This is a genomic window from Streptomyces sp. P5F9 (assembly GCF_057961495.1).
Window position 1 is genome coordinate 26,777 of sequence record NZ_JBXVPZ010000036.1, and the last position, 12,162, is coordinate 38,938.

The 12,162-nt window shown below is 68.9% G+C and carries 13 protein-coding genes; 4 read left to right on the forward strand and 9 right to left on the reverse strand.

The window, feature by feature from the left end:
* Positions 1-4: 4 nt before the first annotated feature.
* The 9 genes from AC31A1_RS09460 to AC31A1_RS09500 form a co-directional block, all read right to left on the reverse strand.
* A complete protein-coding gene (locus tag AC31A1_RS09460) occupies positions 5-514 on the reverse strand; it encodes a flavin reductase family protein (protein WP_489652814.1) in 510 nt (169 codons plus the stop codon).
* Positions 515-569: 55 nt separating this feature from the next.
* On the reverse strand, positions 570-1,991 hold the full coding sequence (locus tag AC31A1_RS09465) for an MFS transporter (protein ID WP_489652815.1): 1,422 nt from the start codon (positions 1,989-1,991) through the stop codon (positions 570-572).
* A 10-nt stretch (positions 1,992-2,001) separates the two neighbouring features.
* Positions 2,002-3,336, reverse strand: a complete 1,335-nt coding sequence (locus AC31A1_RS09470; protein ID WP_489652816.1) for an NtaA/DmoA family FMN-dependent monooxygenase — start codon at positions 3,334-3,336, stop codon at positions 2,002-2,004.
* Positions 3,333-3,992 carry a cysteine hydrolase family protein gene (locus AC31A1_RS09475; protein ID WP_489652817.1) on the reverse strand — a complete coding sequence of 220 codons (660 nt, stop codon included), beginning with the start codon at positions 3,990-3,992 and terminating at the stop codon, positions 3,333-3,335. Before AC31A1_RS09475 ends, AC31A1_RS09470 begins: the two co-directional genes overlap by 4 nt.
* Positions 3,992-5,053, reverse strand: a complete 1,062-nt coding sequence (locus AC31A1_RS09480; RefSeq protein WP_489652818.1) for an LLM class flavin-dependent oxidoreductase — start codon at positions 5,051-5,053, stop codon at positions 3,992-3,994. Before AC31A1_RS09480 ends, AC31A1_RS09475 begins: the two co-directional genes overlap by 1 nt.
* A gap of 40 nt (positions 5,054-5,093) precedes the next feature.
* On the reverse strand, positions 5,094-6,206 hold the full coding sequence (locus AC31A1_RS09485) for an ABC transporter substrate-binding protein (protein WP_489652819.1): 1,113 nt from the start codon (positions 6,204-6,206) through the stop codon (positions 5,094-5,096).
* 153 nt (positions 6,207-6,359) lie between these two features.
* The gene (locus AC31A1_RS09490; protein ID WP_489652820.1) at positions 6,360-7,238 is read right to left on the reverse strand and encodes an ABC transporter permease; all 879 of its coding nucleotides are present in this window, start codon (positions 7,236-7,238) and stop codon (positions 6,360-6,362) included.
* A 17-nt stretch (positions 7,239-7,255) separates the two neighbouring features.
* On the reverse strand, positions 7,256-8,080 hold the full coding sequence (locus AC31A1_RS09495) for an ABC transporter ATP-binding protein (RefSeq protein ID WP_489652821.1): 825 nt from the start codon (positions 8,078-8,080) through the stop codon (positions 7,256-7,258).
* Positions 8,081-8,230: 150 nt separating this feature from the next.
* The gene (locus AC31A1_RS09500) at positions 8,231-8,686 is read right to left on the reverse strand and encodes a hypothetical protein (RefSeq protein WP_489652822.1); all 456 of its coding nucleotides are present in this window, start codon (positions 8,684-8,686) and stop codon (positions 8,231-8,233) included.
* Between the two features lie 45 nt (positions 8,687-8,731).
* Here AC31A1_RS09500 and AC31A1_RS09505 point away from each other — a divergent pair, with 45 nt between their 5' ends.
* The 4 genes from AC31A1_RS09505 to AC31A1_RS09520 all read left to right on the forward strand — a co-directional run.
* Positions 8,732-9,415: a TetR/AcrR family transcriptional regulator gene (locus AC31A1_RS09505; protein ID WP_489652823.1), complete on the forward strand. Its 684-nt coding sequence runs from the start codon at positions 8,732-8,734 to the stop codon at positions 9,413-9,415.
* A gap of 104 nt (positions 9,416-9,519) precedes the next feature.
* Positions 9,520-10,131, forward strand: coding sequence for a TIGR03086 family metal-binding protein (locus AC31A1_RS09510; RefSeq protein WP_489652824.1), 612 nt, complete (start codon positions 9,520-9,522; stop codon positions 10,129-10,131).
* A 134-nt stretch (positions 10,132-10,265) separates the two neighbouring features.
* Positions 10,266-11,054, forward strand: a complete 789-nt coding sequence (locus tag AC31A1_RS09515; RefSeq protein WP_489652825.1) for a DUF4142 domain-containing protein — start codon at positions 10,266-10,268, stop codon at positions 11,052-11,054.
* Positions 11,055-11,195: 141 nt separating this feature from the next.
* The coding region (locus tag AC31A1_RS09520) for an MbnB/TglH/ChrH family RiPP precursor modification enzyme (RefSeq protein ID WP_489652826.1) at positions 11,196-12,162 on the forward strand (967 nt) is incomplete at its 3' end.

A 12,162-nucleotide genomic window follows, 5' to 3' on the forward strand; every position in this document is an offset into this window, starting at 1 on the left:
CGCCTCAACCACCCAGCATTTTCAAGGTCCGTCGATGCCACACCAACGGACTCCGCTCGTCGTCGGACCTCATCGCGAGCACCCGCAGCACGATGATGTCGTGGTCGCCCGCCGGATAACTGTGCTCGACGGTGCACTCCAGCCACACCGGTGCGCCGTCGAGGAAGATCGCGCCGGATTCCGCCTCCACCGTGCGCAGGTCGGTGAAGCGGGCCGCCCTGCTGCGGGAGCCGAGTTGACGGGCCTTGTCGCTGTGACCCTCGCCCAGGACGGAGATGCCGATGGCCTGCGCGCGGGACAACAACGGCCAGGTCGTCGAGGTGTGTTGGGCCGCGAAGGAGACCATGGGCGGGTTGTGGGAGACGCCGACCGCGAACGACGAGACGATCATGACGGTCGGGTCGCCGTGGACGCGTGCGGAGAGCGCCGCGACGCCCGAGGGGAACCCGGAGAACGCCCTCGTGATCTCCCCGGGATCCGAGGTGATGCCGTCCAGATTCTCCAGACCTTCCATTGCCGTCATCGTGCAACCCCCGTCCGCATCGGGCCTCATGACGTCTCGTCAGGCTTCATCGCGCGACTCCTGTGGGTAGTTGTGGCGCGGCGGACACCGTGAGGGGTCCGTTGCCGGGAGGCTCGGTCCGGAGGAGTGCGCACGCCAGGAGGCAGAGCACTCCGACCGCCGCGAGCCCGCCGAGCGTGGTGGCGTAGCCGTGCCCGGCCAGCAGGACCGCGCACACCGCGCTGCCCAGCACAGCGCCGAGTTGCTTCATGGCGTTGAAGGTTCCGGACGCCGCGCCGACCTCGTCCGGGCCGACCGAGGTCACCGCCGCGATCGAAAGAGGCGACCAGACAAAGGAGTTGGCGACCCCGTACACCGCGAAGGTGGCGGTCAGGGCGGAGATCGGGGCGTCCGTCGCGACGAGCACCGCCGACGTCCCGATGGACAGGACCAGGGCGCCGGAGCCGATGACGGCGACCGCGCGGGACCCGATCCCGTTGTTGAGCCGGGCCGACACCGGCGCCCCCAACAGGCAGACCACGCCCATCGGTACGAGGGTGAGGGCAGCCGCGCCGGCATCGAGCCCGCGCTCCCGCTGGAGGTACAGCATCAGCGGGATCATCGCCGACCCGGAACAGAAGGCAGCGGCGGCACCGGCCCAGGCCGCGACGACGAACCCCCGGCTGCGCAACAACTCGACCGGCACCAGGGCACGTTGACCGTCCCGCCGCTGGAACCACACCACGCCCGCGACCACCAGCACACCGACGACGACGAGCAACCACCGTGGCACGCCCAGCACTTCACCACTCGCCGCGTCCGTGCCCTGGATGCCGATGACCAGCGCACCGACACCGCCCGCGTTCGCGCAGATCGCCCACACCGGGATGCGCGCCTCCTGTCGCGGCAGGACCGGTACGAACACGGCCACGGCCACCAACGCGCCGACACCGACCGGAACGTTGACCCAGAACACCGCGGGCCAGCCCCCGGCGGCGACAAGGAAACCGCCCAGCAACGGCCCGACAGCCACCGCCGCTCCACCGACCGCACCCCACACCCCGAGCGCTACGGCGAGCCGCGGCGGCCGGAACAGTGCCTTGATGAGGGTCAGGCACTGCGGTGTCATCAGCGCGGCCCCGATGCCCTGCACCACCCGCCATGCGACAAGTGCCGTGATGGAGACGGCAGTTGCGCACAGCAGCGAGCCGAGCGTGAAGGCCGCAAGGCCGACCAGGTGGACGCGCCGATGACCGTACCGGTCCCCCAGCCGCCCCGCGACGACCAACGGCACCGCGTAGGCGATGAGATAACCGCTGTTGACCCACATCGCGGCTGTCTCGTCGGCGTGCAGCCCACCGATCAGGGACGGCAGCGCGACCGAGGTGATCGTGCTGTCCAGCAGCAGCATGAAGAACCCCGTGCACAGGCTGCCGAGCGCGAACCACTCGCGCCGCGCCCCCGCATCCCCATCCCCACCCGCACTCACCACTGGCATCTCAAACTGCCAGGTTCTCGCGGAGAGTCGGCCCCTGGTACGGCGGCGCGAGCGCACCCCGCCGGCGCAGTTCGGGCAGCAGCAGTTCGCTGATCCCGGCGAAACCGGAGGGCATGCCGAGCGGGCTGGAGAACATGAAGCCGCCGCGTGATCCGGTCGCGGCGAAGGTCTCCTCCAACGCGTCGGCCACGGAGGCCGGGTCGCCGACGACACTGTGGTCCAGGCCCGTCGCCCTCCCCCGTCCGTGCGCGAGGAACTCGCTACGGCTCATGGTGCGGTCCGCGCCGAACTCCGCGACGAGCGAGCCGACGATCCCCGCGGGACTCGCGTTGGCCGCCGCCAACTCGTCGCGCAGCTCCCCCAGTTGGAAGGACGCCGGTAGCGTCGAGAAGTCGTAGCCGGCGTTGTGCGAGAGATAGGTGGCGACGGCTTCCTCGTTCCAGAACTCGTGCACCGCCTCGCAGCGCGCCGACGCCTCGGCCTTCGTGCGGCCGACGATCACCTGGGTCGCCCAGAGAATGCCGACGTGTTCCGGGTCCCGGCCCTCGACGAGGAGCGCCTCGTCGAGCAGTTTGCGGTGTCGCTGCTGGCCGGCGAGGTTGCCGCCGAAGCCGAAGACGAGGTCGGCGAAGCGGGCCGAAGCGGCAATGCCCCGGGGGGAGTTGCCCGCCTGGACGATGAGCGGGTGGTGCTGCGGGCCGGGGACGGATGCGAGCGGGCCCTTGACCGTGAAGAAGTGCCCCTCGTGGTCGATGGGGTGGACCTTCCCTGGGTCCGCGAACCGGCCCGTGCTCCGGTCGCGGACGATGGCGTCCGGCGCGACGGAGTCCCACAACGCCCGGCAGACGTCGACGAATTCCTCCATCCGCTCGTAGCGCAGGTCGTGGTCCATCAGCTCGGCGAACCCGTAGTTGGCCGCGTCGGCGCCGCGTGTGGAGGCGACCACGTTGAAGGCGATCCGGCCGCCGGTCACATGGTCGAGCGAGTTCAACAGGCGTGCGACGTAGAAGGGATGCATGAAGGTCGAGGAGTACGTCAGCCCGAAGCCGACCTTCTCCGTCACCGTGGACATCGCGGCGATCACCGGCGCCATGTCGTGGCGCGGCCACTGGATACCCCACTCCACGGCCGGTGCGATGCTGCCCCGCCAGGTGCTCGGGATACCGCTGCCGTCGCCGAAGAACAGCAGCCCGACGCCCGCGCGTTCGGCGGTCTGCGCCAGCTCCATGAACATCCGGACGTCGGGGAAGTCCCGCCCGATCCAGGACCCTTGGCGGGCCCAGGCGCCTTCGGTGTGGGTGAAGGAGAGGTCGTAGCCGATGTGCATTCCGGTCATCGCGCGGCCTTCTTCCACAGCTCGGCCACTTCGTCGGCGTCGCTCAGTACGGCCACGTTCAGGCCCAGTTGGAACAGGGCGGCGGCGTTGACGTGGTGGTCGTAGGCGGTCGTCGTGTCCTGCGGTACGACGACGGGCCAGTCGAGTTGGACGGCGTCCTGCGCGGTCGCGTACACGCAGCACTCGCTCGTCAGGCCGACGACGGTGAGCCAGTCGTGGCCGGCTGCACGCAGCCGGGCGTCGAGATCGGTGCCGAGGAAGCCGCTGTAACCGCGCTTGACGACCCGCAACTCCCCTTCTTCGGGCTGCATTTGATACCACTCGGCGCCGGGTGTCCCGATGCGGCACGGCTCGTCCGGGCTCATGGGCGCGTGGTAGTCGCCCTCGCGCAGCCAGTTGCTCGACCGCCACGGTCGCGCCGGGTCGCTGCCCAACTCGACCCAGACGACCGGCACTTCGGCGGCACGCGCGGTGTCGACGAGTTCGGCGATACGGGTGACGGTCCGGTCGAGGGCCGCCAGCGACGTGTCCGTCAGACCGTAGGCTCCCAGCCGGTCCGGGTCGGCGAAGTCGCGTTGCACGTCCACGACGACGAGCGCGGGCCTGCTGAACGGCCCGGCGAGCTGGGCGAGTTGTCTGTCCCGCAGGTCGGGCATCAGGCTGCCACCTCGTCGCGGGAACGCAGTTCGGGCAGCACGGTCTCGCCGAACAGCAGCATGTCCTCGTCGTACTCCGGGAAGATCAGCATGAGTCCGTCGAGGTCGGCCTCCCGCACGATGTACTCGATGTGCTGGGTGACCGTACGCGCCGAACCGGCGACGTACGGCGTCTGGAAGGCCGCCTCCCCATTGGCGCCGTCGGCCCACGCGCGGGCCTGGTCCGCGGGCACGCCCCAGGTGTGCCGCATATGGGCGAGCGCCTCACGGTCGACGCCGACGCCCCACTCCTTCACCTTCTTGACGGCCAGTTCGTCGGTGTCGTCCTGGACGACGGTGAGCATCGAATACGTCTTGCAGACACGGCCGTTGGCCTTCGCCCGCGCATGCACGTCGGCCGAGAGCGACCGCATGTCGTCGAGGCTGTCGGCGGCGAGAAAGGCACCGTCGGCGTACCGCGCCTGAAACCGCCGCGCGTCCTCGGACCGCCCCGCGCTGATGACGGTCGGCCGGGTCGCCGGATGCGGACGGGACTCACAGTCGACGAGGTCGAAGTACGGGGTGCGCAGGGTGACCGAGTCCTCCGTCCACAGCCGCGTGACCGCCTCCGTCCACAGCTCCGTCATCCGATAACGGTCTTCATGGCTCAACTCCGGGTCCCAGTCCCCGAATTGCTCGAACTCCCCCGCGTACGAGCCGTTCACGATGTTCATCCCGGCCCGCCCGCCGGAGATGTCCTGAAGCGTGGTGAGCATCTTCGCCGCGACGGCGGGGTTGTGGATGTTGGCGTGCAGGGTCGCCCAGATCTTGACCCGGCTGGTCGCCTCGGCGAGCGCCGCCATCATCGTCATCGACTCCAGCGAACGGCCCCAGTGGTCCGTACTCCCGCCGAAACCACGCCACTTGGCCATCGACATCACGAAGTCGAGCCCGATGCTCTCCGCGTGCGCGGCGGCACGCTTGTTGTACGCGTAGGTCGCCTCGGGATGCGGCGCGGTGGTGGACAGCATCCAGCCGCCGTTCCCGATGGGAAGGAAGATTCCATACTCTTTCGCGGGCACGTCACGGACCTTTCTACGGCTCTGCGGGTCTCTTGCGTTCTTACGGCGCGGGCCAGACGAGCTTGTCGCCGCTGTAGATGTCCTTGACGAACGAGGCGTCGAACCATCCCGCGGCCTTGGCGGCGGTCACACTGCTCGGCACGATCTTGAACTGGTGCAGCATGGCGACGAGTTGGGTGACGTTGTCGGGGTCGACACCGCCGAGCGGCTGTCCGGGCGTCGGGTTCTCCTTGACGACCTGCGTCTCGGTCTTCCAGATCGTCGCGTTCAGCTTCTTGTCGTAGGTCGGCCCGGACAACTTGGCCGCGTACCCGACGCATTCACTGATGTGCGCCTCGCCGGCGGAGCAGTACTCGTACGCGTGCAGCGCGGCCCGCAACACGTCCTCGACGGCATGCGGATGCGCCTTGGCGAACGCCGGGTTGACCGCCATCGCCCCGATCGAACTCGGAATCTTGTAGTCGACCGGCTTCCACACGGTGACGTCCTTGCCGGCCGCCTTCAGCTGATTCGGCTCGTTGGAGACGAACCCGGTGAGCGCCTCAAGACCACCCTGCTTGCGCGGCAGCACAGAGGGGTCGTACCCCTCCTTGACCAGCTTGAGCGAGTCCCACTTCACACCGGCCTTGACCAGCATCGCCTCGACAGCTGCGGGGACATACCCTTTGTGCCCGACGACCTTCCCGTCCAGCTGGGTCAGATCGGTGATGTCCTTGTTGGTCATCAGAATGTCGAGCCCGGCATTCGAGTACGAGGAAATCCCCTTGATGTCGATCCCGTTGGCCTGCGCCTGGATCAGATCCTGCTCGGAGATCGCGGACACGGTCGCCTGTCCACTGGCAAGCAACTTGGTGTTCTGCGCGGTGTCCCCGGTACCGGGCTTGAGGTCGACGGTGAGGCAGAGGTCCTTGAAATACCCCAACTTGGCGGCGGCGATGTATTCGAGGATCGAGACCGAGGACTGGAACTGATACCCGGAGAGATACGTGATCTTCCCGGCGGCCTTGTTCTCCGCACACCGCTTCGCGGAAATCGCGGAACCTGCCGAGCCGGCAGAGGTGCTGTCGTCCGAGCCGGAACCACATCCGGCGACTCCGAGCACCAACGCTGCGGCGACGAGTCCAGATCTGACGAGGCGATGGTGATGACGCATGGGTGACTCCAAACTGGCTGAAGAGCCGGTGAATTGATGAACGAGGGCCCAGGCAGGCGCCCCTTTAGGGGCGCGGGGCTGTATCGATATGCGGCTCCGCCGCGCGGGCGCGACCAGCCCCCACCGGCCCGCAGACAACCACTGTGCTGTCAGTTAGTCGTGCGTGCTGTCATGCCAATGCAGCACACGACGCTCAACAAGCGTCACCGCGAGCAACAGCAACACGCCCATGACCGCAAGAACGAAGATCGAGGCGTAAACAACAGGAAGTTGATTCATGGAGGAGGCCACACTGATCGCGGTGCCCAGTCCCCCCGTAGCCCCCGACGCCGACATCTCCGCCACCACCGCCCCAATGATCGACAGCGGAAAGACAATACGCAGCGCGGCAAAGAGATACGGCAACGCGTTGGGCACACGCACATGCCACAACAACTCGACCCGGCTCGCATCCATCGTCCGATACACCTGCAACACCTGCTGCGGCACGGACCGCAACCCCGTAGCCGTGTTGATGAGAATCGGAAAGAAACAGATCAGCCCGGTGATGATCAGCTTGGGCATCGGCCCGAACCCGAAAGCCACGACGAGGGCCGGCGCAATCGCCACCAACGGCGTGACATTGAGGACGACAGCGATCGGCATCACCGCCCTCCGCACCAACGGCAGTTCGCTGGTCAGCACCGCGAGGACGAACGCCCCCACGAACCCCATCCCCAGCCCGGCCGTAGCCTCGCCAAGGGTCACAAGCGCGTTGTGGACGTAGTAGTCGAGCTCACCGGACAGCGAACTACCGACATCGGACAACGGCGGCAGGAGATACGGAAGTTGTTCGGCTCCCCAGTGCCAGAGCCCGCCAAGCAGCACCAGCATCACGACAAGCGGCAACCACACGGCCGGCCGGACCCACGCGATCCGCGACCTCGGGTGCTTCAGACTGAAGCGGGACGGTTCAACCGGCGGTCGCTTCCCGGCCGTGCCAGTCGTCCCGCCCGCCGGGGCTTCCGTGGTGCGTTCGTCGGCAACGGTCATGTCCCTCACGCCCCCACTCACGCGGCTTCACTGTTCCACGCGCGCCGCAGCCGCTCTCGAACCAGATCCTCGTACTCGTGGAACCGCCGTTCCCCGAAGAGCCGTTCACCGCGCGGCCGGGGCAGGTCGACGTCGATGCTCTCGACGATCCGGCCGGGGTTCGGCGCCATGACGACGACGGTGTCGGAGAGCCGTACGGCCTCGGAGACGGAGTGGGTGACGAACAGGACGGTCGTCCTCAACTCCTCCCACAGGTCGAGGAGTTGGTCCTGAAGGCTTTCGCGGGTGAACTCGTCGAGCGCCGAGAAGGGTTCGTCCATGACGAGTACGTCGGGTCGCAGGCCGAACGCCCGCACGATCGCGGCGCGTTGGCGCATGCCGCCGGACAACTGGGCCGGGAGCTTGTGCAGGGCGTCGCCGAGACCGGCCTTGACGAGGAGTTCCTCCATGTCAGGAACCTCCGTCTGCCGCTCGGCGAAGTCGGCGATGCGTTCACGGCGCTTGCCCGCACCCCGGTTGATCTTCTGCGGCAGCGTGACGTTGCGCAGGACCGACAGCCACGGCAGCAGCGCGGGGCTCTGCGGCACGAGCCCGATCATCTTGGCCGCGCAGGCGTCCGCCGGTGTCACCCCATGCACCGACACCTCGCCGAGGTCCGGCTGTTCGAGGCCCGCGACGAGACGCAGCAGGGTGGACTTTCCGCAGCCGCTGGGGCCGATGAGACTGACGAAGCGGCCCGACGGCACCGTGAGGTGGACGTCGTCGAGGGCCGTGGTCGCGGCGGACCCGAAGCCGTAGACCCGTCGTACCGACCGCAGTTCGAGTGCTGGCGTACCAGTCACCTTCACGCTCCCATCCATGTCGCGGGCACGAGTGCCCGATCCTGGAAGTCGGAGAGCGTGCGTAGCGAGTGCGACTGACTGCCACGCGGAAATCCGCTTAGGTGCCCCCGACCGTAGGAAGATTGTGTTTCGGGTCGGCGCAGTTGACTGTTACGGGCGTTTTACGTCTGGCTTCGAAGAAGATCGCAGCGGGGCGACCGTGCTGCCGTCGAAGACCTGGATCTCGATCCCGAGGTCCGCCGCGGCCCGCGCCACCCAGCCGCCGAGGGCCTGCACGATCAGCTCGCTGACCAGCAGCACCGCGCGCTCGGCGGTCGGTACGGACTCCCGCAGCCAGAGCAGTTTGAACATGTCCGCCATGACCTTGTTGCGGTAGGCGGGCTTGTACGCGCCCTGATTGCCGACCAGTTGGACGAGTACGCGGCAGCCGGCGTCGATCCCCTCGACCTCGACCCGGCTGCCGTCGGGCAGCATGAGCGGCTTCGGGCGCAGCGGCGTGCCGAGGCGGTCGCCGAGCGCGAGCAGCATGCGGCGCTCGACGGAACCCTCGGCGAACCGGCTCCACTCGGTGGGGGCGTCCAGGACGATCAGGTGCACGCGCCGCATCCTAGGAAGGGTCCGTTTCCCCCGTGTTGCTTAGGGTGGACCACCATGAGAGCAGGCGGAGCGACAAGGACACCTGACGAGGACGCGGGTACGACACGACTCGACGGCCGGGTCGAGCGGGGCAACCGCACCCGGCAACTGGTCCTGCGCCGCACCGTCGACATCGCCTCCGTCGAGGGCCTGGAGGCGCTGACCGTCGGCCGGTTGGCCACTGAACTGCGGCTCAGCAAGAGCGGGGTGTTCGCGCTCTTCGGCTCCAAGCAGGAGCTGCAACTGGCCACCGTGCGCGAAGCCGCCCGCATCTACACCGAGAAGGTCATCAGGCCCGCCGCCGAAGTCCCGGCCGGCATAGGCAGGTTGTGGCGGCTGTGCGAGCTGTGGCTGGAGTACTCACGAGGGCGGGTCTTCCCCGGCGGCTGCTTCTTCTACGAGGTCATCGCCGAGTTCGACGCCCGCTCCGGGCCGGTGCACGACGCGGTGGTCGGCGCGCAGCGGGACTGGACGGCCCTCGTGAAGCGGACGGTAGCCGAGGCCCGGGACGCGGGCGAGCTGCGGGCCGACACCGACATACCCCAACTCGCCTTCGAGATCGTCGCGTTGATGGAGACGTCCAACGCGGTCTCCGTCCTGCACGACGAGGAGACCGCGTACCGCCGTGCCCGTGTCGGCATAGCGGCACGACTGCGCTGTGCGGCCACGGACCCTTCGACGGCTCCTCAAGTCCCCTGACATACACGGCATTTCCCCTCCCAGCGCACAGCGCTTTTCCCCTCTCTTCACTTCGGCCGAAAACAAGTAGCACGACCGTTCGCCCAGTTTTAGGCTCAAGCCCCATGACAGCCACCGGAACGGACATCGTCGAGCTCGACCGGATCGCGGTGTATGAGGCGCTGCGCGTAGTGGAGTTGGCACAGGAGGAGGACTGGGCGCGGGACACCCCCTGCGCGGGGTGGGACCTGCGGCGGCTCGTGGCGCACATGGCCGCGCAGCATCACGGGTTCGCGGCCGCCGCGCGCGGAGCGGGTCAGGAGGGGGCGTACTGGCGGGAGCCCGAGGACATGAGCGAGCCGGCCCGGACGCACCGCACGGCGGCCACCGCCGTCCTCGCCGCGTTCGCCGAACCCGGCGCCACCGAGCGGGAGTTCGCGCTTCCGGAGCTCGGCGCGAGCTTCCCGGGCCGGACCGCGATCGGCTTCCACTTCATCGACTACGTCGTCCACGCCTGGGACGTCGCCGCCACCCTCGGCACGGAACTCGACCTGTCGGACGACGTGCTGGACATCGCGCTGGTGGTGGCCCGACTGGTGCCCACCGAACCGGCCGTACGCGGACCGGAGTTCGCCTTCGCCCCGCCGCTCGACGTATCACCGGACGCCGGCCCGCTCGACGAGGCGCTACGCCTGCTGGGCCGGACGCCGGAGCACTGGCCCGTGAAGGGTCGCTGAACTCGCGTCCTTTGCCTGCCCTTTGAGCAAAGCTGCCCTCCCTTTGAACAAGGAAACCGGCCCGCGCGTACCTCCTGACACTGGCCAAGCGTCAACTTTCTCCAACGACCAGTTGGTTTCCCCGGGAGGCTCCCTTGCGTCGTATCAACGGTACGGCTGTGTTCATAGCCACCATTTTCGCCACCACCGGTGCGCTCGTCTTTCCCGTGTGGTCGTACGCCGACCGGGCGGGGACCGGGCAGGCGAATGTGGCGGCGGGCACCGTGAACACCGAGTGGGGGCCGTTGACGGCCGCCGACCGGGATCTGATCGTGCGGGTGCGGCTGGCCGGGCTGTGGGAGCTGCCGGCCGGGCAGCAGGCGGTCGAGCGGGCGCCCAGCCAGGCGATCAAGGAGGCCGGGGACCATCTCATCGTCGGCCACACCGACCTCGACAAGCGGGTGCGGATCATCGCGGCCCAGCTCGGTGTCGCGCTGCCGAACGTGCCGAACGAGCAACAGCAGGGCTGGCTGCGGGAGATGAGCGCGGCGACCGGCGCCGAGTACGAGTACAAGTTCGCCAACCTGCTGCGGGCCGCGCACGGCAAGATCTTCCCGACCATCGGCGCCGTACGGAACACCACGCGGAACACGCTCGTACGGCAGCTGGCCTCGGACGCCAACCAGACCGTGCTCGACCACATCACGGTGCTGGAGAAGACCGGGCGGGTCGACTTCGACGCCATCGCCAACGAGATCGCCAACGCCTCGACCGCCAGCCCGACCGGCCCCGCCGCGCCGGTGCCCGGCCGGCAGGCCCCGTCCGCGCCGGCCGCCGAGGCGAGCGGCAACGTCGGCGCCACCTCCCGGCCGTCCCCGGCGGCGCCGGGCACGGTCAACACCGGCCGCCCGGATCCGGTCGACTCGAACGGCATCCTGGGCTAGGAGACCGCTCCCCGAACCTCAAATGTTGCTCTGAAGGTGACCCGCACGCGGTTCGGGGCCCGGCGCCGGGGCGATACCTCCGTCACGCCGGAACAGCGGCCCTGTGGAGTTGATGAATTTCCTGGAGGACGGGGAGGGACGATGGAGCGACTGGGAACGGGCATCGGCTGGCGGCCGGAGATCGCGGACGCCGTGGAACGCATGCCGGGCATCGACTGGGTCGAGGCCGTGGCCGAGAACGTCTGCCCCGGCCACCTCCCCGAATCCCTCCTACGGCTGCGCGAGCGCGGCGTGACCGTGATCCCGCACGGCGTCTCCCTGGGCCTCGGCGGCGCCGACCGGCCGGACAAGGCCAGGCTGACGACGCTCGCCGAGCGCGCCGAGGCGCTGGGCGCACCGCTGGTGACGGAGCACATCGCGTTCGTCCGCGCCGGCGGCTCCCTGACCGCCTCCCCGCTCCTGGAAGCCGGCCACCTGATGCCCGTACCGCGCACCCGGGACGCCCTCGACGTGCTCTGCGAGAACATCCGCATCGCCCAGGCCGCGCTGCCCGTACCCCTCGCCGTCGAGAACATCGCCGCACTGCTGGCCTGGCCGGGCGAGGAGATGACCGAGGGACAGTTCCTCTACGAACTGGCCGACCGCACCGGCGTACGGCTGCTCATCGACGTCGCCAACCTGCACACCAACCACGTCAACCGCGGCGAGGACCCGGCCAAGGCCCTCGCCGAACTCCCCGTCGAGGCCATCGCGTACGTCCATGTCGCGGGCGGCGTCGAACGCGACGGCGTCTGGCACGACACCCACGCGCACCCGGTCCCCGCGCCGGTCCTCGCCGTCCTGACCGACCTCGCGTCCCGTGTCTCCCCGCCCGGGGTCCTGCTGGAGCGCGACGACAACTTCCCCGAACCAGCCGAGCTGGAGCGGGAGTTGGAGGCTATCCAGGGGGCGCTGACCAAGGGGTGGGCACGGTCGGCCGCGAGCAGGGTGCCCTCCCGGGAGGCGAAACGGGAGGCGAAGCCGACAAGGGCCGAAGGGTCGTCGAAAGCGGCACCCACGCCCGAGGCCACCGGCACCGCCCCCTCCGCTCAGGCCGCCCCTGCCGCTC